The organism is Nonomuraea glycinis, assembly GCF_035920485.1.
Lineage (GTDB): Bacteria > Actinomycetota > Actinomycetes > Streptosporangiales > Streptosporangiaceae > Nonomuraea > Nonomuraea glycinis.
On record NZ_CP109166.1, the window covers coordinates 8492858 to 8514695 of the forward strand.

A 21838-nucleotide genomic window follows, 5' to 3' on the forward strand; every position below is an offset into this window, starting at 1 on the left:
GATCGTCCGATGCCCTTTCTGATCGCCGCCGTCGTCCTGGTCGGCGTGCTCTGCCTGGTGAACCTGCTGCTCACCTTCGCGGTGCTGCGCCGCCTGCGTGAGCACACCACCGAGCTGGAGCGCCTCGCCGGCGAACCGAGGACGCTCCCCTTCGACCCCTCGTTCCTGGTCGGACGCACGCTGCCCGCCACCGCCACGCGTGCCGTGCCCAGCCCGCGGCTGGTGGGATTCTTCGACGCCGACTGCGGTTCGTGCCACGAGCACGCCCCGAAGTTCGCGGCCGAGGCCCGCCCCGGCACGTCCCTGGCGTTCGTCACCGGGACGGGCCGGCAGCTCCAGAACCTGGTCGACGTGGTCGGCGAGGCGTCCGCCGTCGTCGTGGCGGAGGAGGCGGCCGCCGTGGCGGCGGACCTCGGTATCCAGACGTTCCCGTTGTTCCTGCGGGTCGACGCCGAGGGCAGGATCGTCCAGGCCGACACGGACGCGGACCACCTGGCCGAACTGGCCGCGACGGTATGAGCGCGGCGTCAGCCGCCGGCGACACGCCGATCGAGGACCTGCCACGCAGACCGCTGCGGCACGCCGCCACGGTGGGGCTGCTGTCCTGGCGGGCCGGACCCGGCCTGGTGGTGTGCCAGCTCGCGCTCACGGTCGTCGCCGGTCTGCTGCCGACCGGTCTCGTGTGGGGGACGAAGGTCCTCGTCGACGGGCTCGCCGCCGGTGATCCGGATCAGGCGCTGCCCGCGGCCGGGGCCCTCGCCCTGCTCGGCCTCGCCTCGGGAGTCGTGCCGTACGTCACCACCTACCTGCGGACGGAGCTGGATCGGCGACTGGACCGGCTGCTCCAGGACGGGCTCTATGCCGCGGTCACCGGCTTCCAGGGCCTGTCCCGCTTCGAGAACCCGGTGTTCCTCGACCGGCTGCGCATGGCGGCGGAGGCGACCGGCGGTGCGCTGACGCCGGTGTCCTCCGGCCTGTTCGACGCCGCACGCAATGTGATCACCCTGGTCAGCCTGCTGGTCAGTCTGACGCTGCTGAGCCCGGTCATGGCGGGCCTCGTGACGGCGGCCGCCATCCCCGCCCTGGTCGCGCGGATGGTCATGGTCAGGCGGCGGGTGGGGATGCTGGCCGGACTGTCCGCCACGGCGCGGCGCCAGATCCTCTACTCGTCGCTCATCACCGACGTCCGGGCGGCGAAAGAGGTCCGGCTGTTCGGACTCGGCGGCTTCCTCAAGAACCGGGTGCTCGGCGAGCTCGCCACGTTGCAGGCCGGTGAACGGCGGCTGGACCGGCAGGAGGCGATCACCCAGTCGCTGCTCGCCCTGCTCTCCACGGCCGTCGCCGGTGCGGGGCTGCTGTGGGCGGTGCTCACCGCCCTGAATGGAGGGCTCAGCCTCGGCGACGTGACGGCGTTCGCCGGCGCCGTGGCGGGGGCGCAGGCCGCACTGGTCGGGCTGGTGGAGACCGTGGCGGGAGCCCATCATGCGCTGTTGCTCTTCGGCTATCACGCCGGGGTGACGTCGCTGCCCGACGACCTGCCGTCGCCGCCTCGCGAGGCCGCCGTGCTGCCCGCGATGCGGCACGGCATCGAGCTCCGCGACGTGTGGTTCCGCTACGACGACGGCCACCCATGGGTGCTGCGCGGGGTCGACCTCACCATCCCGCACGGCGCCTCGGTCGCGCTGGTGGGGCTCAACGGGGCCGGCAAGAGCACGCTGATCAAACTGCTCTGCCGCTTCTACGACCCGTCGCGCGGCGCGATCTACTGGGACGGCGTGGACATCCGTGACGTGCCGCCGAGCGAACTGCGCCGCAGGATGGGCGTGCTCTTCCAGGACTACATGTGCTACGACCTCACCGCGGCCGAGAACATCGCGATGGGAGAGATCGAAGCTCTGCACGACCGGCCCAGGATCGAGTCCGCGGCCCGCCTGGCGGGCGTGCACGACATGGTCCGGGCGCTGCCGCGCGGCTACGACACGCTGCTGAGCCGGATCTTCTTCGGCCTGGAGGACGAGGACGACCCGCAGGCCGGGGTGGTGCTCTCCGGTGGCCAATGGCAGCGCCTGGCGCTGGCCCGCGCTCTCCTCAGGGAGCGACGCGACCTGCTCATCCTCGACGAACCGAGCGCGGGCCTGGACGCCCAGGCCGAGCACGAGATCCACACCCGGCTGGCCGAGCACCGCGCGGGACGCACCAGCCTGCTCGTGTCGCACCGGCTCGGCACGGTCCGGGCGGCGGATCTGATCGTGGTCCTGCGCGGCGGCGAGATCGTGGAGCGGGGAACGCACGACGACCTGATGGCCGTCGGCGGCGGATACGCCGAGCTGTTCGACCTGCAGGCCAGGGACTACCTGGCCTGCAGGTCGAGGCCTAGCCTGCCCGTCCACTGACTGATCAAAAGGGGTGCGATGAACGCGGTCACGTGGGTTCTGTGCGGGTTGTCCGCCACCGGGTTCGCGCTGGGCGTGGGCCTCCGGCGGGCTCGCCGCCGGTACGTGGTGGTCACCGTGGAGGGAGCGAGCATGGCGCCGACCCTGGCCGACGGCGACCGGGTCCTGGTACGGCGACGGCGGATCGGACAAGTGCGCCGGGGCGACGTCATCGTGCTCGAACCACCGCTGGATCCGTCCGGCCCGTACCAGCCGGGTCCGCCCGCCTCGGACGGCCGGCACTGGAACATCAAACGGGCCGCCGCGCTTCCCGGCGACCCGTTGCCGGCGGGGGTGGCCGGGCAGGACGGCCTGGAGCGGGTGCCCGCCGGGGCGGTGGTGGTCTTCGGCGACAATCCGGACAGCATCGACTCCCGGCACCGCGGGCTCTTCCCCGCTGATCACCTACTCGGGGTGGCGCTGCGCAAGCTGAACGGGCCGGCCGGGTCCGGCGGGCTGACGACGGAAGCGGACAGGTGAGGTTCCACCTTCTCGGCCCCCTGGGCGTCCAGCTCAAGGGGATGCCCGTCCGGGTCTCGGCGCACAAGCAACGCACCGTTCTCGCCATGCTGCTCGCGCACGCCGGCCGCACCGTGCCGATCCAGTCCCTGGTGGCGGAGGTGTGGGACGAGCGACCTCCCCGTTCCGCCGTGCCGAATGTGCACACGTACGTCATGCGGCTGCGTCACCTGCTGTCGGCCGCCGATCCTCGGGCCGGCCGGCGGCTGGTCACCTCCGACGGGGGTTACCTTCTTCAGGTCGACCCCCCTGAGCTCGACCTCTTCCTGTTCGAGGAACTGCTCACGCTGGCCAGGAAGGCGCTCGTCCGAAAGGATCTCCGCGCGGCGGAGGACGCGTACGAGCGAGCTCTCGGGATCTGGCGGGGGACGGCCGCGCAGGACGTGCCGCTGGGACCCGTGCTCCGCGATGTGGTCGCCCAGCTGACCGACCGTTACCTGAGCACCGTGGAAGAGCACCTCGACGTCCGGCTCGCACTCGGCTCACACCGGGCCGCTCTCGACCGGCTCCGCGAGCTGACGAGGCGATATCCGCTGCGCGAGCGCCTGCACGCCCAGTCGATGGTGGCGCTGTACCGATGTGGGGACGTGACGGGCGCGCTGGAGGCGTTCGCGACGGCCCGCCGGGTTTTGGCGCACGAACTCGGGCTCGACCCCGGCGCGGAAATGCGCCGACTGCACCGGGCGATCCTGGACGGGGACCCGGTTCTGGACGGCACGGGCCTGCTCACCGGCACGGACCTGGGCAACACGGGCATGCTCACTCCGGGCGGCACGGGCATGCTCGCGGACACCGGTGGCGTGACGCTCGACGGCGGGGACGGGTATCGGCGTGCGCGACGGCTGCCTCCCGAGCCGTCGGCGTTCGTCGGCCGGCGCTCCGAGCTCGCGCGCGCGAACGACGTACTGTACGGAGCCGCGCCGCCGGGGTCGGGAGCCCGGGTGATCGCGCTGCACGGCGCCGGCGGAGTGGGCACCTCGGCGTTGGCCCTGCACCTGGCGCACCGTGCGACCGGCCGTTACACCGACGGCCGGCTCTACGTCGATCTGCGAGGATCGAGTCCCGGCGTGCCGCCTCTGCGGCCTGCCGACGCGCTCGGCGGTTTCCTGCGTGCCCTGGGCGTTCCCGGGCGTGAGGTGCCCGCGACGACGGCGGAGGCGGCCGCCGCCTACCGGTCGCTGCTGGCCGGACGGCGGGTCCTGGTGATCCTCGACAACGCGGCCGACGCCGCGCAGGTGACGCCGTTACTCCCGGCGAGCGACGGCTGCGCCGCGTTGATCACCAGTCGTACCCTCCCCGCGACCGTGGACGCGGTGCCGATCGCGGTCGGCATGCTCGACGAGACAGACGCCGTGCGCCTGCTCAGGCTGCTGGTGGGCGAGTCCAGGGTGGCCGCCGAGCCCGAGGCGGCGGCGGACGTGGCGCGCTGGTGCGGCTACCATCCGCTGGCGCTGCACATCGCGGGCACCCGGCTCGCGAGCCGCCCGAACTGGTCCCTGCGGAGGTTCGGCGAGCGACTACGCGACCGGCGAAGGCGTCTGGACGTGTTACAGGCCCCGGGCCTGAGCATCCGTTCCTGCTTCCAGGCCAGCTACGGGCTCCTGACCGACCGCGCGGGCACGGTCAGGACGGCGGCCGCACGCGCCTGCCGGCTGCTGGGCGTGCTCGACCTGCCCGAGGTCGGCATCGGGCGGACCGCGGCGCTGCTCGACGTGGACCCGCACCTGGCCGAGGCCGCGCTCGACGAACTGACCGAATTCCGCTTGCTGGAGCCGGCGGCCGGCGCTCGCTTCCGCATGCACGACCTGGTCAGGTTGGTGGCGGCGGAGCTGTCCGTCGCCCATGACACGCCGGAAGAGCGCGCCCGAGCCTTACGACGAGCCCGGCCGTGACGGGAGACCAGGAGCGGAAGGCTGTAGCGCGGATATACGGGCGGTCGTATGCCCTGCCGATAACTTCCTGATCAGGACAGCCCCTCCACGGAAGGTGTGAATCGTCATGACAGGCATGCTGGAAAGACTCGGTGACCGGGTACTCGAAAGGCTGGTGCCGAAGGCGACCGCGAAGGCCGACACCTCCTTTTACGTGACCTGCTCCTGCAAGAACCTGGTGCGGAAGCGGAAGTTGTGCCACGTGGTCGGCGGAATGACCGGGTGCACCGGCTGCACGTACGTCGACGTCTGGGTCTGCTGAAGCAGAGCTCGACGAGAGTCAGCGGACACGACGTGACCGCGCCCGGCCGCTCGCGGCCGGGCGCGGCCTTCCTGTATCCGGCCCGATCAACAATCCGACCTGATCAACGACAGCTCCGAGACCGGCCGACCTGTACGGATGGAGTCCCACCACGCTCGCCCACCGGCCTGCGGCGGCCCCACGGCCGTCAGGGCCGCCTGTGCCGCGTACCGGTGGACGATCATCGCCCTGATCGGGTCGAGCAGCCGGTACCTGCGGCCGGCCCCGGCCTCGAAGGGCAGCACCAGGCCGCAGTCCACCAGCGCCACCAGCGAGTTGAGCACCGTCCCGGCTTCGACCGGCCGGCCTGCCTCCTGCGTGCAGTCCGTACCGATGTCCTCCAGGCCGAAGTCGCGGCGCAGGACGGCCAGCCTGAGCAGCATGGCCCGCTGGGGCGCGGTGAGCTCGTGCCAGACCCGATCCAGGCCGGCGGTGAAGCGCGCGGCGGGCGGGTTGGCGCCGTCGATGAGCGCGCCCAGGTTCGCGGCGGCGTGCCGGGCCAGCTCCCGCGGCGGGAAGGTCCGCAGCAGAGAGGCGAGGCTCTCCACGACGGCGGGCAGCCCGTCCGCCTGCCGGCACAGCTCACGCACGTAGGGCTGCTCCCGCTCCGCCAGCGCCAGCCCGGGCACGGCCTCGCCGGCCCGCCGGCGGAACAGCAGCTCCGCCGAGGCGGGGTCGAGCGGGCGCAACGCCCAGATGGCCTCGCCCGAGATGCCGAGCGGGCGGACCGCGGCCACCAGGACGGCCCGCGGGCCGCGCTCCCGGATCAGCCGCTCGACGACACCCCGGACCCGGCCGGAGGCACAGGGGCCGCTGTCGATCACCAGCATGGAGTCCCCCGGCTCCTGGACCGCCTCCTGCACCTGGATCTCCTCCTGCTCCGGCCCGTGAGCGGCCGGCTCGGCCAGACGCAGGTGGTGGACGCCGGCGAAGCCGCGCCCGGCGGCGTCGGCCGCGAACCGCGCGGCGAAACTGGCCTTGCCGACGCCGGGCGGCCCGATGATCGTGACGACGCGATGCCCGGCGAGCAGCTCGGCCATCCGCGCCAGCTCCTCCTGCCGGCCCAGCAGGTGGTCCGTGGCCGGGCGGCGGGCACGGCAGGCGCCCCGCCCGTCGTGCCGCGGTGGCTCGTCCAGGCAGGCCAGGTGCGCCTGCCGCAGGAGCGTCCCCGGTCCGATGCCCAGCTCCGCCGCCAGCCGCCGCCGGATCTCGTCGTACACCAGTGCCGCCGCGCCCTGTCTGCCGGCGGCCACGAGCGCCTCGATCAGGACCGCGTGCGCCGCCTCGTCCAGCGACTCGGCATGGCACAGCGGCTCGGCCAGCGCGACCGCGGCCGCGGCAGCCCCCTGGTCCAGCGCCGCGCGGGCGGCGCGGATGGTCACCGCGTCGCGCTCGCTGAGGAGGACGTCCACCAGGCGGCTGTCGCACCGCTTGCCCGGGACGTTGGCGAACGGGCGCCCGCGCCACAGGTCCAGCGCCTTCGACAGCGCTTCGAACGACGCCCCCGACCCGGCCGTCCACTCCCGGAACAGCACCAGGTCGGTGCGGCCCGCGTCGAGGCGGTAACCGGCGTCCGTCGTGGCGATCCCGATCTGGGTCCCGTTCGCGCGCAGGTAGTTGCGCAGCCTGGACATCGCCAGGTGCAGGGCGCTGCGCGGGTCATGCGGCGGGTCGTGCCGCCACAGCACGCCCATCAGATACTCGGGGGACAGCGGCGCCTGGCCCGCGCCCAGCAACCCCAGCAGGGCCCGGAGCAACGGAGCCCGCGGGGTGTGCAGAACCCCGTCCCTCATCAGGCCGACCGTGCCCAGCACGGCGACGTACTCTTCGCTCATCTGTGCCCGTTCTCCGAACTGACAACGATTACAGCAGACCTAGCTGACAACGATTACAGCGGACAAGAGTGATCAGGACGACCAAAAGCTGAGTTTTTGACGCCCGACTTGACACATGATCGTAGGAATGACGGCGGATGTGAACCCTCTTCCGCCCAGCGAAAGATCCAATCCACCAAGCAACCTCTCCGTACGACGTCCGCCGCCCGCCCGCGTCGCCAGTCCGGTCCGTCCCTCCGCAGAGAGGATCACCGGCCGAGCCACTCCCGAAATCAAGCTTTCGGGTCGGTCCTCACCTGCGGACACGCGGCGGAGGGATGCGCTCGGTCAGCCTTGCCTGGAAGTGCGGGCAACCGGGCAGGTTCTCGTGTGCGCAGTCCAGCGCGCAGTCGATGAGCTCGAGCGAGGCCTGGGCCTCGGCGATGCGGCGGGCGAGCTCGGCCCGCTGACGCACGAGGACGGCGCGCCGTGCCGCGGGATCGGACGTGTTGATCACCTCGCGAACATCGTCCAGGCTGAAGCCGGCCTCCTTGGCGCGCAGGATCGCCGCCACCCGATAGAGGTCGTCGGTGCCGTACCGGCGGCGATCCCCGCCGATACGGGCCGGCGCGAGCAGACCCACCGCCTCCCAGTGCCGCAGGACATGCGTGGCCAGACCGAACCGTGCCGCGATATCCCCGATGCTCATCGGGACACTTGACTTCATGTCGACATTAAGTCGCATCCTGGCTGCCATGCCCAAATCGACGACATCCGCTCCCATGGAATCGCTCATCCGCATGATGGACGCGGCCGACGCCCTCCCCGGTGCCGCCGCACTGCGTACCCGGTCCTACGAACTGCTCGACCTCCCGGCCGACGCGCGCGTGGTGGACGTGGGCTGCGGGACCGGGCGGGCGGTGGCCGAACTGGCCGAACGGAACGCGCGCCCCATCGGCGTGGACCTCAGCCGGCAGATGATCGCGGCGGCCCGCCACCGCTGGCCGGACGCCGACTTCCGCGTGGGTGACGCCTACGACCTGCCGATCGAGAACGGCGCGGCAGCCGGTTACCGAGCCGACAAGCTCTTCCACGACCTCCCCGACCCCGGCAAAGCACTGACGGAGGCCACAAGGGTCCTCGCACCCGGCGGGCGGATCGTCCTCCTCGGCCAGGACTGGGACGCCTTCCTCATCGACTCCGACGACCCGGCCCTCACCCGCACCATCGTCCACGCCCGCGCCGACCGGACCGCCAACCCCCAGGCCGCCCGCCGCTACCGCAACCTGCTGCTCGACGCCGGGTTCGAGGACATCGCCGTAGAAATCCACACCGGCATCTTCACCGACACGACCATGCTCCCCATGCTCACCGGACTCGCCGAGACCGCCCGCTCCAGCGGAGCCATCACCGCCGAACAAGAGTCATCTTGGACCACCGAACAAACCCAACGCGCCCACACCGACCGCCTGTTCCTAGCCCTACCGATCTTCGTCGCCTCCGCCCGACGCCCCTGAGCCGTCCCCTGTGACCGGCGTGGCCGCTCTCCTGTCACAGCTGCGGGCATCGAGGTGATGAAAGGGTTCAAACCCGTACACACTCCCGTGGACGCCAACGTCTCTTGACCTTCACCGCCTTGGCGGTGGTCAGATCTGGCCGATCCCGCCGTCGACGGGAGGTCGATCCCGGTGACGAAGCTCGAGTCCGCGGAAGCGAGGAAGAGCGCCGCGGTGGCGATCTCGTACGGGTGCGGCCCAGGCCGGGGATCGGGCGTTCGGCGACTTCTTGGCGCGGCGCTTTCCCGGTGACGACCGCACCGAGGCCGTACACAGCGAGATCTGCGAGCGCAACAGGTGCTAGGGCGGGCGCAGGCGGCGGGCGTCGTGCGTTCGGACGTCACCGGCGCGGACCTCTTTCTGCTGTTGTGGGCGAGCAGCAGGGTCGCCGAGGCCACGGCACGTTGCCCCGTCAATGTGGCGGCGGCACGTCTACCTGACGTTGGACGGGTTCCGGGCGTCGAACCGGCTCGATCTGCGCGAGCCCGCCTGGGACGCGGACCAGCTCTACCGTGCGATGGCCAAGCTGGGGAAGGTCTTCCACGATGAGGAACCGCTACGTCGCGCTGGAGAAGCTCCCTGACGTTCCTCAGCGCTGCCCGGCGGCACCGCACGCCGGATTCGGGGTGCGAAGGTCCTGCCGGGTATCTTGCCCGACAGGACCTTCCCCTAGCAGTCGGGCCCGCGCAGCCTCACAGCCGGGATCTCAGCACGTCGACCTCACAGCCCGGCGCGAACGGGTCGAAGCCGTGCTCGACCAGCCAGCGAACCGCCAGCAGGCTTCGCAACGACCACCACGCGCGGATCACGTCGAGGTCGACGTCGGTGCCATAGCCGGCGACGACGTCGCCGAGGTGCTCCTCGTGTCCGAGCGTCAAGATGGCGAGGTCGAACAGGGCATCACCCTGGCCTGCCTCGGACCAGTCGATGATGCCCGTGATCTCGTCGCCGTCGACGAACACGTGAGTGATCTGCAGGTCGCCGTGCGTGAACACCGGAGCCCACGGCCGGAGCGCGGCCTCGGCGACCTGGCGGTTGCGGGTGACCAGGTCTGCGGGCAGGACGCCGTTCGTCACAAGCCGCTCGCACTCGCCGTCGAGTTCCGCCGCCAACTCGTCGATGCCCCGGCCAGGCCTGGGCGGCAACGGCGCGTCGTGCAACCTCCGGATGGCGGCGCCCGCCGCGGCCCACGCCGCCGGGGACGCGGTCGACGGCTCGCCGAGACGGCCGAGCGCCCTCCCCGGGACCGCCGCGATCGCGAGCACGGGCGGCTCGCGCCACAGGACCTTCGGGGTCGGGACCGGCGCCAGGGCCATCGCCTCGACCTCGACGTCGATGCGCGCCTGATCGGCGTCCACCTTCAGGAACACGTCGCCGACGCGCAGGGTCACGCGCTCGGAATGGGCGACGACCATTTCGACCTCATCCATGGGCGACCAGTATCCCGGGGGGGGATCGTCGACGTCACCGGGTTTATTTCCCCTGACAGCCAAGCCATGATCAATGCACGCGGGACACCCTCGCGCGGGGCGAACGAGGGGGCGGCACCGTCTCGATCACGAAATGTGGGCCAGAACCACACGTACTTGGCCGTTGACAGCCCTCTCCGCCCACGTCCACCGGCGTACCCATCGATGGCGAAATTCGTCAGCCGCCCGTGCCGCCGGCGCGTCTTCGGACAGCGAGTCAAAAGGAATACGGCCTCGCGACGTTCTCGGCCTCGACGTCGAGTCCGGTTGTCGGGATACAGATAGTAGGACGGTGAAGGGTGCAGGCATTCCTTGTGCTGTGCGATGCAGCCGGCTCCGACACGGCAACCGGCAAGCTGAACCTGCTCGGCGCCGGATGGTCGCTCACCGGTCCCGCCATTCCGATGTCGGCAGTCGCCGGCTTCATACGTCTACCGTGGGATGAGGTAAACGGCGAAGATCTGAGCTTCCAGCTCCAGATCGTCGACGACTCAGGTGAGCCCGTACGTCCTTTCATCGACAACAACGTGCCCTTCCGAATCGAAGGGAAGTTCACACTCCGCGATCCGGAGCAGGCGGAAAAGGCAGCGAAGACGGTGCCGCTGAACATCAGCTTTGCCTTCCCGCTCCCGCCGTTGCCGCTGACGCCGGGGTGCACGTACCGGTGGATTCTCGAAACCCAGGACAAGGAAGTAGCCTCGGTGGCTTTCACTGTCCGCACGGAACCGTCGGCGGTGTAAAGCAGGTTCGACGCGGCGACCTGCGCCGCTACCCGCAGATTCAGCCCGATCGGGATGTGTGGGGCAGGTCTTGCAGGCGGTCGGGCCTGAACCCTGGGTGTACGTCAGACCGCCCGCTGGCGGTCGGCGCCCACTCAGTCTTCCTCGTCGCGTTCCTCGTCGTCCCCGCGTCCACGGAGCGCTCGCTCGGCGATCCGGCTGGAAAGCTTGCCCGTCGTCGATTTGGCCCGGTCGAGGGTCTCGTTGCCGAGGCGCCTGGCGGCATCGACGCCGTCTGCTCCTGTCTCGAGCGCCTTGTCCTTCACCTCCTTGGCCGCGTCCGCCCATCGTCTCGCCTGCGATGACTTTCGAGCGCGCTCGATCCCGAGCCGCCCGTGGAAGTCGATGATGGCGCGCGAGACATGGTTGCTCGACTGCACTACAGCCGGGGCTTTGGCCGGATGCATCAGCACCTTGGCATTGGCCGTGCCAGCAGCCGCATCCATGCGGGCCATCAAGCGCTCGGTGCTCCGTGAGATGACTTCCAGCCGGTCCTTCCGGGCATTCCTCAATCCGAGGCGATGTCCGTCCAACTCCCCCGGAGACGCGTCCAGCACCCGGTCGAGTTCAAGCACGGCGATCGCGTCTTGCAGCTGGAAGCAGCGCGCCAGCACAGCGAGCCACTCCTGTCCCTTGGACTCTGCTTCCTTGGCCGCCCTGGCGAGATCAACGAACTTAGTTGTGCTTCCCAGCTGTTCCGCGAGCGCGTCGAGTTGACGCAACGCATACGCCTGGGTATCTGCGATCGTCGCCGGCGCGGTCTGTACCTTCGACCACGTGACTTCGTCGACGCGGCCCCTCATCTCTCGGATGGTCATGGCCTCCTCGATGACGAAGCCCACTCCGATCATGCGGGCCAACACGGCGTCCTTCTGGGCGCGCAGCACATTGTCGATCTTCTCTTCGATCGTGACGAGATAGTCGGTGATCTCGTTCATGGTCTGCTGCATCGCAAGCTGCGCCATGACCGCTGCAGCAGTAGCCAGAAGCGCCGGGTTGGGCACAACAAATCCGGGCCCCTTCGCGATCTGGAGCCACGACGTGATCGAGCCCGGCCGCCCCACCATTGCATGGCTGACGCCTGGAGTCTTGCTTTCCATCAGCCCAAATCTCTTGACAAGCTGCGCGGACTCCTTGGTCAGCTTCACCCAGCGACCTGAGTTGGCGGCAATCTCGGAACCTGCTTGTGCGGCTCCAGCCCCGGCCCTGAGAACAGATCCGAGCCGTTGCAGCCTGAGGTCCTTCGCCGGCAGTCCCTCAGAAACCAGGAAGCGTTCGACAGCGATCGGATTCCCGATGACCGCAAGGCCATCACCGTCACTAATCAGTTGAATCTCGTCATCCATCAACGGCTCCTGAACTGTGGGCAGGGAAGCGGCTTTTCGCAGTTGGGGGGGTGGAGTCGGGGTGCGCGCGACGATGTCAGGGTGAGTTTCGAGGGCTTCGGGGACGGGAGCTCCTACGCTCACCGTCCGACGGAGGACTTCGACGCGCCCACGCTACCTTCGACGCCCCTGGCCTGTCCGCGTTCTGCCACCTCAGGGAGCTCGAATTGGAAGCCGTCGGGCACCGCATACGCGACAAGATAGATTCCGGACATCATTCACCAAAAGGTGCACAGCAGGTGATAGGCAAAGAGGCCGCCGCGTTCGGATGTTCAGACGGCGGGGCAGGTCAGCCGCTGCCGGAGGCGCAATTCACGCAGGTCTTGTACGGGCGGCTGACGCCCGAGATGTTGCTGACCGCCGATCGCGGCTTCTATAGCTTCTGCGCATGGCAGTACGCGTCCTCGACCGGCGCGCAACTGCTGTGGGGCATCAGCAACATCAACGCCCCTAGCCCAACCAGATCCGTTAGCCGGCCCGACCCACCGACCTTGATCCACTCCACCACCCGGCGGACACTACCAGCACAAATCCCTATCTAAACGACATTGGCATCAAGACACAGTAGGGCGCCTCTCTGCCCGCGAGAACGCCGTCGAGGGAATCCTGCTTTTCGACGTCCTAACCGTCATCCCAGCGGCATCACAGCTTCTCGGTAGCGCTTTCATCACATCGGTTGACATCAGTACCAGAAACCGAAAAAATCACGCAGTTTCCAGTTAATGGACCGGTCCACCCGGAACCCTCCTTTAGAGCCGCGCCCAAACATGACCGAGAGAACATGTGTCTTCCGTGACGGACCAGGAACTTGCCACCGAATTACGAGAGCTCGCCGGGCACCCGGAACTGAACCCTCGCGCTGGACAGCTTCGTGAGCTGGCGAAAGCCATTATGACCCCCGACGAGGCCGAGCAATGGTGCGAGGTGGATCTGTTCGCCGCCTTCCCACCCCGAGAATCGGTCAACCCGGCCGTGTCGGAGGTGAGTCGGCGCGGACACGGAATGCTCAAGATTCTCGACCTCTTCCTGCCTGTTCTCGTCTTCGTCCCCATCGCCGTCACCTGGTACGGCCTCAAGGAGGCCACGTCGGCGTACGGTGAGACCCTCGCGGCAGGCGGCATCGAGGCGGCGCGCCGGCCGTTCCTGGAGATGTGGCAGCAGGGCTTCGACGGAAGGCTGCCGGCCTGGCTCCAGTTCGACGGCGTCGCCTTCATGACGCTGTCGGCCATCGTCCTGCTCGTAGCCGTCACCCTCGGCGAGCGGCTGCTGCGACGCTCGATCGAGCAGCAGGCCGAGGAGCAGGTGGATGCCCTCCGCGCCCGGCTGCTGGCCGCGCTGACCCGGGCGACCCTGGTGCTCGCCCAGGTGCGACTGTCCTCTCCGGTCCGGTTCCAGGCCGAGCTGACCAAGAGCGCGGCCGAGATGCACAAGCTTGGCGAGACCACCAGGACGGTCTACACGAAGGTTGTGGAGGCGCTCGACTTGGCGCTCGAAGCCGCTGGCCAGGCCTCGGACGCGCTGACAGCGGGATTCGCCGACATGCGGGGGTCGATCGAGTCCCTTGACAAGCAGGTGGCCACGGTCGCCTCCGCCACCGAGACCTTGCTCCGCGCGGTCGAGCGGACCGCGTACGCCGTCGACTCGGTCGGGGAGAAGACCGATGAGGCGATCGATCGCGTGGGCGACCGGCTCAGCCGCGTGATCCTCGACTCCACCACCGCCGTACGCAAGTCGGTCGACGAGCTGGCGACACTGACCGCGCAGGCCGTAGGCGACATGGCGACATCCGCCGGCCGGGTCGTCGATGAACTCGCGACCTCGACCAGGCAGACGGTGCGGGAGTTGACGCATTCGACCGACCGGGCCGTACGTGACACGGCGGCGAGCCTGGATGTGCGCGTCGGCGAGCTCGTGAGCGTCACCGCCGATCTCGGTTCCGCCGTGGGCCGGGTGGAGACGGCCGCCGACGAGAGCGGCGACCGGATCAGCCGCGCCCTGACGGACGCCAACGGCACCATCGCCGCCACTCTGGGCAGCGCGGGCACCGAGGTCAGGGAGGCCCTCGATGACTGGGCCGGGACCGCGAGCGCGCACGCCGCGCGAATCGAGATGGTCTCGGACACCGCTGGACGCACCGTACGACTGCTGGAGGAGACGCGGGCCGCGCTGGACCGGCTTCCCGCCGACCTCGCGCGGGCCCTTCAGGAGGTCCCGTCAGCCGTCCGCGAGGTCACCGCTCCCGAGATCGCCGGGCTCCAGGCCGCCATCGCCCGGCTCGACGACGCGGTACGGCAGGCCGCCGCGGCGGTCACCACCGGTCTCGCCGCCGGCGCCGCAGTTCACCCGTCACCGGACACCGCGGCGGCCTCGGGAGGGCACCAGTGACCGCCCGTCGCGGTTCGGTCGCACCGCTGCTCCTCGCGGGTTGGCTGTTCGCCGACCTCCTACTGGGGCTCATGATCATCATGCTGGGAGCGCAGGCGCCGCCGCACATCCCTGCCAAGACCCTCGCGGGCGAGGAGACGACGTCGCCGAGCCCGTCCGCATCGCCCTGCGCGACGCGGACCGCCGGAGTGGCCGCGAAGGCCACCAAGATCTCCTTCCGGGTACGCCCCGGCGCCGCCGATCGAGAACTGCTCGGTCAGGTGAGGCGGGAACTGCTCAAGCACAGGAAGCGGCTGGCCGGACGGCACGCCGGCATGGTGCTGACCTTCGGCGCCGACGGCGGCGCGGGGAACGGCGTGCACCTGGCGACCCGGGTCAACGCAGCCGCGGGCAAGGCGTTTCCTCGCATCTTCCGGACTGCGGCGACCCGGAACTTCCATGACCTGGCAGCCCCGAGCGGGTCGATCTCCATGGAGATCTACTTCGTCTCCGACGGCTGCTCCTCCACCCACAAGAGTTGAGGACCATCTGATGAGCGAACAGGTACTCCCCTTCTACCTGGTCTGCGACGAGTCGTACTCCATGCAGGGCCCGCCACTGGAGGCCATCAACCAGGAGCTCCCCCTGATCTACCAGGAGATCGCCAGCAACCCGGTCGTCGCGGACCGGGCCAGGCTCGGCATCATCGGCTTCAGCACCACCGCCGAGGTGCTGCTCCCGCTGGCCGACCTCAACGACGTGCACTCCATCCCGCAGCTCACGCCGCGCGGCGCGACCAACTATGGGGCCGCGTTCTCCCTGCTCAAGCAGACCATCGAGCAGGACATCGCGGCGCTGAAGCAGTCCGGGCACACGCCGTACCGTCCCACGGTGTTCTTCCTCACCGACGGGCTCCCCACGGACCAGTGGCATGTGGAGCACAAGAATCTGGTCGACCGCGACTTCAAGGCCTATCCGACCATTCTGGCGTTCGGCTTCGGCGACGTGGACGCGACGACCCTGCAGCAGATCGCCACGTTCCGGGCGTTCATCGCCGACGGCGACATGGCGCCTGCGCAGGCGCTCCGGGAGTTCGCGCGGCAGCTGCTCAACTCTGTGGTCCAGTCGGCCGTGGCGTCGTCGTCCCATCCGTCGGGCGCCGCCCAGCTCATCGTCCCCGACCAGGTGCAGGGGTACACGGTCCTCGCCCCCGACCCCATTTGACCAGGACAGTGACGCGAAAAGGAACCGCACATGGAACAGGTTCAGGAGTTCTCGGCGGCCGAGACGGAGGAGGCCACACCCGGGATACCCGAACCCCTCGTCATCGGCCGCACACCGAGGCTGCTCTCCCAGCCAGGCCCGCTGCCGCCGGTGCGGCGGCCCGACACGGAAATCGACGGCGGCACGCTGCCCGGCCTGGAGGTTCGCGCTGCGTCCGTAAGAGGAAACATGCATCGCTACTACGGCACGCCCCGCCAGGACGCGATGGGGCTCTGGCACGACGGCGACCGCAGGCTGCTCGCCTGCGTGGCGGATGGCCTGGGCAGCAAGGAACGGTCACATATCGGAGCGGCCACGGCCTGCGAGATCGCGCACGCCAACCTGCCTGACTTCCTCTCATGCGCCGAGCCGATGACGGCTGCCCGATGCCTCATCGAGAACATCGCCGACGACATCAACGACCGGGCGGAGAACCTCAAGATCGCACCGGACGAGCTGTCGACGACGTTCCTCGCCGCCGTCGTCGAAGAACTGCCTGAGGCGTCCATGCATCGCGCCGTCATCATGCGGGTCGGCGACTGCACCGCCTGGCGGCTGCACAAAGGCGAGTGGATCTCCTGCTTTCACGACGACGAAGCCGCGGAGACGGTCGCGACCTCGGCGACCCGTGCCCTGCCGCGGGACGTCGAACACGTAGAGGTGGGCCACGCCGACCTCTACCCGGGCGACATGCTGCTGCTGTGCACCGACGGTCTGGCCAGGCCGATGCGTGCGCCGCAGGTGAGCACGCAGCTGTCGGACTGGTGGCGGCTGGGACCGCCGTCACTACCCGAGTTCTTCTGGCAGATGAGTTTCCGGGCCAGGACGCACGACGACGACCGGACCGCCGTCTGCCTCTGGAGGGTCTGAATGGCCTTCACCCCCCATCCGCTCGACCGGCAGCACGGGACACTGCCCCTTGAGCCCGAGCATCTGGACAAAGGCGGCCAGGGCGTGGTCACCCGTGTCCTCGGGCCGGAGAACCTCGTCTACAAGGGGTACATGCCGCAAGCCGGCCACGTGAACGGCACGGCCCTGGCGGAACTCGTCGACTTCGGTCATCGGCGGACGGCCGGAGAAGTGGGCTTCCTGCTGGCCCAGTGCGCCTGGCCCATCGCGAGGGTGGTGCACGAAGGCCGGGTGACCGGCTTCCTCATGCCGCACGTACCGCAGGAGTTCTACGGCCAGATCGGCGGCAAGCGCAAGCTGGTCGAGCTGCAGTATCTGCTGTACGAGCCGAACTGGGCCTGGCAGGACCTGCACCAGCCGGACGTCAGGGGCCGTCTCGAGATCGCCACGCTGGCCGCCAAAATGATCGACTTACTGCACACCCACGGCTGGGTGGTCGGAGACCTGTCCTTCCGGAACCTTCTCTGGCGCCCGGGCGCTCCGTACAAGGTATTCATGCTCGACTGCGACGGCCTGCGCCGGCACGGCGGAGAGCCGGTGCTTCGGCAGGCTCACACACCCGACTGGGACGATCCGCACCAGCCGTCCAGCGGGCCAGAACTGGACACAGACCGCTACAAGCTTGCGCTACTGGTCGGCCGGGTGCTGACACGGACCGCGTCGGTACGGCCCGGTCAGGAGCCGACGCTGCTCCCCAGCCTGCCGGACCAGGTGCTCACGGCGGTCAGAGAGCTCTTCACCCGTGCGCATGGGCCGCGAGGCAGTCGTCCCAGCGCGGCCGAGTGGGTGCAGGCGCTGGTCGGTCGCAAGCGCATCGCAGTGACACGCCCTTCCCGTCCGAAGCCGTCAGTCCCCGCCGGGCCCGTCGCCCCGATCAATTTGTCCGGCACAGGCCGGCGCAGCGTGACAGTCAGCAGACCGGCCACGGGAAGCAGCCCTCTCCTCGCGCAGCCATCACCTCCACCGTCTACCGAGCGGGAATGGGCCCCTGTCCTTCCACTCGGGGGGACGGCTTCCTCCGGCAACGTGACAGAACCGCCCTCGACGCCTCAACCGGCGAGGCCGCGGCCCGTGCCTCAAGGGGCACAGCCCGTACCGGCACCGCCGAGACCGCAGCCTGTGCCAGTGTCCGGGGCACAGACGGCATGGTCGTCGCCGTCGTCGGCCGTGCCCCTTCCACCATCGGCGAGAGCCGTGCCGACGCTGGGGCGGCGGGTGATCGCCTCGGATACCTATGCCGAGCAACGGCAGATGGCCCCGCGGGGCAGCGCCATCGACGACGACACGGTCGCCCGCCTCATCGATCACCTCGCGGCTGGCAGCGGGCGGGACTCGGTAGCGAAGGTGGCGGTGCTGCTCGGAGACCCCGCAGACAGGGCGGCCCTGCTCATGCGGGCGTTGAAGAATCTGCTCAACGTGGAGCAGACCGAAGTGATCACGCTGAAGGACGGCGACCGTACGGTCGAACTGAACGTACGACTGCTGGAAGAGCAGTTCCTTGAGGAGGATGAGCCGTGACACCCAAGGTCAGCCGGGCCAGACGCCGACAGATCATCGAAGCCCTGGGCCGTGGGACGGTACCGCGAAACGGCCTGGACCTGTTCGCGGTCGGCATGGAACGGTTCGAGAAGGTGCTCGACGAGGAGCTGTCAGCGGTCACGGCGGGCAGCGCTGGGTTCAAGGCGGTCCGCGGCGAGTACGGCTCGGGCAAGACGTTCTTCGCCCGGTGGCTGGCCGAGCGGGCCAAGCGGAAGAGGATGGCCACCAGCGAGATTCAGATCTCGGACCGGACCACACCGCTGCACCGACTGGAGACCGTCTACCGGTCCTTGATCGGCGCGTTGAGCACGGCGACCTCACCGCCGAGCGCGTTGCGGGACATCGTGGACAACTGGCTCCTCGCCCTCGAGGATGACGCCGAGGTCGCGAAGGACGACCGTCGCGCGATGACGGCGGCGGTCGAAGACCTCATCGAAACACGGCTGGCGGAGACCGCCAAGAACGCCCCCGCGTTCGCGACAGCGCTACGTTTCTACCGCCGGGCCCGGCTGGCGGGCGACCACGCGACCGCGGACGGCCTGCTCGCCTGGGTCGGCGGTGAGCCGAACGTCGCGGCGAGCGTCCGCCGCTACGCCGGGCTCAAAGGCGACCTCGACTCGACCGCGGCCCTTCACTTCCTGCAGGGCCTCCTCGTGGTGCTGCGGGACTGCGGTTATCCAGGGCTGCTCGTCGTGCTCGACGAGGTCGAAACCCTGCAGCGGATGCGCAGCGACAACCGCGAGCGGAGCCTGAACGCCCTTCGGCAGCTCATCGATGAGATCGACAAGGGCCGGTTCCCCGGCCTCTACCTTGTCATCACCGGCACCCCAGCCTTTTATGACGGCCGGCAGGGGGTTCAGCGGCTCACGCCGCTCGCCCAGCGGCTCCACGTCGACTTCCAGACCGATCCGCAGTTCGACACCACCCGGGCGGTGCAGATCCGGCTCACCGGTTTCGACCAGGACAAGCTGGTTCAGCTGGGCGGTACCGTGCGCGATCTGTACGCCCAGGGGAACCCTGCCGAGCAGCGGATCAGAGCCCTCGTCGACGACGCCTACATCAAGGATCTGGCTGCGTCGGTCGCCGGGCATCTAGGGGTCGGTGTGGCGCCCCGTATCTTCCTCCGCAAGCTCGTGGCGGACGTGCTGTATCGAGTGGCGGACCATGAGGACTTCGACCCACGCAGGGACTACCGGCAGGTCATGGTCACGGAGGGTGAGCTGAGTGAGGACGAACTGAACGCTTTCCGCCGGAGTCGGGCTGCCGTCTCCGCCGACGAGGTGGAGCTCGACCTGCCGTGACCTCACCGACGCTCGCGTTGCATCCGACCATCGCTTATCACCTCACGAACACCCTGGGATGGCCTCAGCTGCGACCGCTGCAGGCAGAGGCGCTCGGCCCGATCGGCGAGGGGCAGGACACGCTGCTGATCGCGCCGACGGCGGGCGGTAAGACCGAGGCGGCGGTGTTCCCGCTGCTGTCCGCCATGGAGGAGCGGACCTGGACCGGGCTGTCCGTGCTGTACGTCTGCCCGCTCAAGGCCCTGCTCAACAACCTGCTGCCCCGCCTGCAGGCGTACGCGAGCTGGCTCGGCAGGCGGGTGGAGCTCTGGCACGGCGATGTGTCCGGCTCCCGCCGCCAGGCGATCCTGCGTGATCCGCCGGACATTCTGCTGACGACGCCAGAATCCCTGGAGTCCATGCTGATCAGCAACGGGGTGGACCACCGTCGCCTGCTGGCCGATCTGCGCGCAGTGGTGGTGGACGAGGTGCACGCGTTCGCCCGGGACGACCGCGGCTGGCATCTGCTGTTCGTCCTTGAACGGCTGACCCGGCTGACGGGCCGTCCGCTACAGCGGATCGGCCTCTCCGCGACGGTAGGAAATCCCGCCGACCTTCTCACCTGGCTCCAGGGATCAAGCGCCGGCAGACGCCCGGCGCGGGTCCTCACCCCCGAGTCGCCTGCCTTGGCCGCCGAACCCGACGTCGAGCTGGATTATGTGGGATCGATCCCGAACGCGGCCCGGGTGATAGCCGCACTGCACGAGGGCGAGAAGCGGCTGGTCTTCTGCGACTCCCGGCGCATGGTCGAGGAGCTCGCGCAAGCTCTGCGCGGACACGGCGTCACCACGTTCGTGTCCCACGCCTCACTGTCTCTGGACGAGCGCCGCCGCGCCGAGGAGGCATTCGCCCAGGCCCGCGACTGCGTCATCGTCTCCACGTCCACGTTGGAGCTCGGCATCGACGTGGGCGACCTCGACCGTGTGGTGCAGATCAACGCGCCGTGGTCCGTGGCCTCATTCCTGCAGCGGCTCGGTCGTACGGGCCGCAGAGCGGGCACCCGCCGCAACTGCCTGCTGCTCACGCTCACCGACGACGACCTGCTCACGGCGGCCGGGCTCCTGCAGCTGTGGGGCAAGGGGCACGTCGAAGCGGTCCAGCCGCCCCCGGAGCCGCGGCACATAGTAGCCCAGCAACTCCTCGCACTCGCCCTCCAGGAGGGGAGGGTCGGCGACGCGCTGTGGCCCGACTGGTGGAACGGCCTTGGCCCGTTCACGCTCGCGGGGGCACAGCAGGTGCTGGACCATCTGATCTCCAAGGGCTTCCTGGAACGCGACGGGGGCGGGCTGCTCGTCGGACCCGAAGCGGAACGGCGATTCGGTCGTCGGCACTTCATGGATCTGACCGCGGTGTTCACCGCGCCGCCGGAGTTCACCGTGTTTCACGGCCATGCGGAGATCGGACGGACCGATCCCGCCGTACTGACCAGCGCGGCGCCCGGACAGCGCCTGCTCCTGCTCGCCGGGCGCACCTGGCAGGTGGACTGGATCGACTGGAGGCGCCGGCGATGCTTCGTACAGCCGGTGGACGGCACGGGCGGCGAGGCCCGCTGGGCGTCATCGGCGTCCGGCGGCGTCTCCTATGCACTCGCCCGCGCGATGCGCGACGTCGTTCTCGGCGCCGATCCCCCGGTACGGCTCACGCACAGGGCCGTCACCGTGCTGGCCAGACTGCGCGACAAGCGCAGCGGCACGGTACAGCGGGGCGGTACGGTGATCGTCCGCGAAGACGGCGACCTCTGCTGGTGGACCTGGGCCGGCCATCAGGCCAACGCCACACTGAAGAGCAGCCTGGGCCCGCTTACGGACCCCCTCCAGCGAGGCGACGAGCTGTACATCAGGCTGCGCAACGACATGGAGCCCGGCACCTGGCGGCACGCCATCCGGGGCCTCGACACCCGGCTCCACCCTCCGAAGGCGGACGACAGGGCGCTGCGCGGTCTCAAGTTCACCGACGTGCTTCCGCGTGATGTAGCCCACCAGACGCTGGCCGCCCGCCTGGCCGATCTCCCCACCGCTGCGTCAGTGCTCCGTGAACCCGTGCAGTTCACGACGCCCGGCTTCACCAGATAGGCAAGCCGGCCCCCTGACACGACGGGTAGTGGAAAGCGTTCCTCCGCGGCGTCATGACCGGTAGGTCAATTCCGGGCCTGATCAACGACAGGTCCGAGACGGATCGTCCTCATCGGCCAGGACTGCGACGCCTTCCTCATCGACTCCGGCGACCCGGCGCTCACC

The 21838-nt window shown here is 69.5% G+C and carries 20 protein-coding genes and 1 pseudogene; 17 read left to right on the forward strand and 4 right to left on the reverse strand.

Going from position 1 to position 21838, the window contains the following annotated elements; genetic code table 11:
• Positions 1–9: 9 nt before the first annotated feature.
• From OHA68_RS39985 to OHA68_RS40005, 5 genes are all read left to right on the forward strand, one after another.
• Positions 10–519: a hypothetical protein gene (locus OHA68_RS39985; protein ID WP_327104868.1), complete on the forward strand. Its 510-nt coding sequence runs from the start codon at positions 10–12 to the stop codon at positions 517–519.
• On the forward strand, positions 516–2393 hold the full coding sequence (locus tag OHA68_RS39990; RefSeq protein WP_327104869.1) for an ABC transporter ATP-binding protein: 1878 nt from the start codon (positions 516–518) through the stop codon (positions 2391–2393). Before OHA68_RS39985 ends, OHA68_RS39990 begins: the two co-directional genes overlap by 4 nt.
• An 18-nt stretch (positions 2394–2411) precedes the next feature.
• Positions 2412–2912 carry a S26 family signal peptidase gene (locus OHA68_RS39995; RefSeq protein ID WP_327104870.1) on the forward strand — a complete coding sequence of 167 codons (501 nt, stop codon included), beginning with the start codon at positions 2412–2414 and terminating at the stop codon, positions 2910–2912.
• Positions 2909–4843: an AfsR/SARP family transcriptional regulator gene (locus tag OHA68_RS40000; protein WP_327104871.1), complete on the forward strand. Its 1935-nt coding sequence runs from the start codon at positions 2909–2911 to the stop codon at positions 4841–4843. Before OHA68_RS39995 ends, OHA68_RS40000 begins: the two co-directional genes overlap by 4 nt.
• Positions 4844–4949: 106 nt before the next feature.
• Positions 4950–5144 carry a hypothetical protein gene (locus OHA68_RS40005; RefSeq protein ID WP_189143611.1) on the forward strand — a complete coding sequence of 65 codons (195 nt, stop codon included), beginning with the start codon at positions 4950–4952 and terminating at the stop codon, positions 5142–5144.
• An 86-nt stretch (positions 5145–5230) separates the two neighbouring features.
• Here OHA68_RS40005 and OHA68_RS40010 read toward each other — a convergent pair whose 3' ends face one another.
• Entirely contained in the window at positions 5231–7018 is a 1788-nt protein-coding gene (locus tag OHA68_RS40010) for an AfsR/SARP family transcriptional regulator (protein ID WP_327104872.1), read from the reverse strand.
• Between the two features lie 292 nt (positions 7019–7310).
• Positions 7311–7706 carry a MerR family transcriptional regulator gene (locus OHA68_RS40015; RefSeq protein ID WP_327104873.1) on the reverse strand — a complete coding sequence of 132 codons (396 nt, stop codon included), beginning with the start codon at positions 7704–7706 and terminating at the stop codon, positions 7311–7313.
• Between the two features lie 73 nt (positions 7707–7779).
• On the opposite strand from OHA68_RS40015, the gene OHA68_RS40020 reads away from it, so the two are divergent.
• From OHA68_RS40020 to OHA68_RS40025, 3 genes and pseudogenes are all read left to right on the forward strand, one after another.
• Positions 7780–8514: a methyltransferase domain-containing protein gene (locus OHA68_RS40020; protein WP_327104874.1), complete on the forward strand. Its 735-nt coding sequence runs from the start codon at positions 7780–7782 to the stop codon at positions 8512–8514.
• Between the two features lie 336 nt (positions 8515–8850).
• Positions 8851–8943: pseudogene (locus OHA68_RS45480) on the forward strand (SbtR family transcriptional regulator); the annotation flags it as partial.
• 25 nt (positions 8944–8968) lie between these two features.
• On the forward strand, positions 8969–9136 hold the full coding sequence (locus OHA68_RS40025; protein WP_327104875.1) for a hypothetical protein: 168 nt from the start codon (positions 8969–8971) through the stop codon (positions 9134–9136).
• Between the two features lie 109 nt (positions 9137–9245).
• Here OHA68_RS40025 and OHA68_RS40030 read toward each other — a convergent pair whose 3' ends face one another.
• On the reverse strand, positions 9246–9983 hold the full coding sequence (locus OHA68_RS40030; protein WP_327104876.1) for a phosphotransferase family protein: 738 nt from the start codon (positions 9981–9983) through the stop codon (positions 9246–9248).
• Positions 9984–10321: 338 nt separating this feature from the next.
• Between OHA68_RS40030 and OHA68_RS40035 the strand changes: the two genes are divergently transcribed.
• Positions 10322–10762 carry a DUF6941 family protein gene (locus OHA68_RS40035; protein ID WP_327104877.1) on the forward strand — a complete coding sequence of 147 codons (441 nt, stop codon included), beginning with the start codon at positions 10322–10324 and terminating at the stop codon, positions 10760–10762.
• A gap of 134 nt (positions 10763–10896) precedes the next feature.
• Here OHA68_RS40035 and OHA68_RS40040 read toward each other — a convergent pair whose 3' ends face one another.
• Positions 10897–12147: a hypothetical protein gene (locus OHA68_RS40040; protein WP_327104878.1), complete on the reverse strand. Its 1251-nt coding sequence runs from the start codon at positions 12145–12147 to the stop codon at positions 10897–10899.
• 206 nt (positions 12148–12353) lie between these two features.
• On the opposite strand from OHA68_RS40040, the gene OHA68_RS45485 reads away from it, so the two are divergent.
• The 8 genes from OHA68_RS45485 (at position 12354) to OHA68_RS40080 (ending at position 21673) form a co-directional block, all read left to right on the forward strand.
• The gene (locus tag OHA68_RS45485) at positions 12354–12728 is read left to right on the forward strand and encodes a hypothetical protein (RefSeq protein WP_407674392.1); all 375 of its coding nucleotides are present in this window, start codon (positions 12354–12356) and stop codon (positions 12726–12728) included.
• 349 nt (positions 12729–13077) lie between these two features.
• The gene (locus tag OHA68_RS40050) at positions 13078–14571 is read left to right on the forward strand and encodes a hypothetical protein (protein WP_327104879.1); all 1494 of its coding nucleotides are present in this window, start codon (positions 13078–13080) and stop codon (positions 14569–14571) included.
• Positions 14568–15092 (forward strand): hypothetical protein, encoded by a 525-nt coding sequence (locus OHA68_RS40055; protein WP_327104880.1) that lies wholly within the window; start codon positions 14568–14570, stop codon positions 15090–15092. The genes OHA68_RS40050 and OHA68_RS40055 overlap by 4 nt, the downstream gene beginning before the upstream one ends.
• A gap of 10 nt (positions 15093–15102) precedes the next feature.
• Positions 15103–15774 (forward strand): vWA domain-containing protein, encoded by a 672-nt coding sequence (locus tag OHA68_RS40060; RefSeq protein ID WP_327104881.1) that lies wholly within the window; start codon positions 15103–15105, stop codon positions 15772–15774.
• Between the two features lie 30 nt (positions 15775–15804).
• Positions 15805–16683: a PP2C family serine/threonine-protein phosphatase gene (locus OHA68_RS40065; protein WP_327104882.1), complete on the forward strand. Its 879-nt coding sequence runs from the start codon at positions 15805–15807 to the stop codon at positions 16681–16683.
• Positions 16684–18240 (forward strand): hypothetical protein, encoded by a 1557-nt coding sequence (locus OHA68_RS40070; protein WP_327104883.1) that lies wholly within the window; start codon positions 16684–16686, stop codon positions 18238–18240.
• Entirely contained in the window at positions 18237–19562 is a 1326-nt protein-coding gene (gene brxD / locus OHA68_RS40075; RefSeq protein WP_327104884.1) for a BREX system ATP-binding protein BrxD, read from the forward strand. The genes OHA68_RS40070 and brxD overlap by 4 nt, the downstream gene beginning before the upstream one ends.
• Positions 19559–21673 carry a DEAD/DEAH box helicase gene (locus tag OHA68_RS40080; protein WP_327104885.1) on the forward strand — a complete coding sequence of 705 codons (2115 nt, stop codon included), beginning with the start codon at positions 19559–19561 and terminating at the stop codon, positions 21671–21673. The genes brxD and OHA68_RS40080 overlap by 4 nt, the downstream gene beginning before the upstream one ends.
• The last annotated feature ends 165 nt before the right edge of the window (positions 21674–21838 follow it).

Excerpts from the sequence above, each read along its gene's own strand:
- OHA68_RS39985 (WP_327104868.1), top strand. The coding sequence starts at position 10 with ATGCCCTTTCTGATCGCCGCCGTCGTCCTGGTCGGCGTGCTCTGCCTG.
- OHA68_RS39990 (WP_327104869.1), top strand. The coding sequence starts at position 516 with ATGAGCGCGGCGTCAGCCGCCGGCGACACGCCGATCGAGGACCTGCCA.
- OHA68_RS39995 (WP_327104870.1), top strand. The coding sequence starts at position 2,412 with ATGAACGCGGTCACGTGGGTTCTGTGCGGGTTGTCCGCCACCGGGTTC.
- OHA68_RS40005 (WP_189143611.1), top strand. The coding sequence starts at position 4,950 with ATGACAGGCATGCTGGAAAGACTCGGTGACCGGGTACTCGAAAGGCTG.
- OHA68_RS40010 (WP_327104872.1), bottom strand. The coding sequence starts at position 7,018 with ATGAGCGAAGAGTACGTCGCCGTGCTGGGCACGGTCGGCCTGATGAGG.
- OHA68_RS40015 (WP_327104873.1), bottom strand. The coding sequence starts at position 7,706 with ATGAGCATCGGGGATATCGCGGCACGGTTCGGTCTGGCCACGCATGTC.
- OHA68_RS40020 (WP_327104874.1), top strand. The coding sequence starts at position 7,780 with ATGGAATCGCTCATCCGCATGATGGACGCGGCCGACGCCCTCCCCGGT.
- OHA68_RS40025 (WP_327104875.1), top strand. The coding sequence starts at position 8,969 with ATGTGGCGGCGGCACGTCTACCTGACGTTGGACGGGTTCCGGGCGTCG.
- OHA68_RS40030 (WP_327104876.1), bottom strand. The coding sequence starts at position 9,983 with ATGGATGAGGTCGAAATGGTCGTCGCCCATTCCGAGCGCGTGACCCTG.
- OHA68_RS40040 (WP_327104878.1), bottom strand. The coding sequence starts at position 12,147 with ATGGATGACGAGATTCAACTGATTAGTGACGGTGATGGCCTTGCGGTC.
- OHA68_RS40050 (WP_327104879.1), top strand. The coding sequence starts at position 13,078 with ATGACCCCCGACGAGGCCGAGCAATGGTGCGAGGTGGATCTGTTCGCC.
- OHA68_RS40060 (WP_327104881.1), top strand. The coding sequence starts at position 15,103 with ATGAGCGAACAGGTACTCCCCTTCTACCTGGTCTGCGACGAGTCGTAC.
- OHA68_RS40065 (WP_327104882.1), top strand. The coding sequence starts at position 15,805 with ATGGAACAGGTTCAGGAGTTCTCGGCGGCCGAGACGGAGGAGGCCACA.
- OHA68_RS40070 (WP_327104883.1), top strand. The coding sequence starts at position 16,684 with ATGGCCTTCACCCCCCATCCGCTCGACCGGCAGCACGGGACACTGCCC.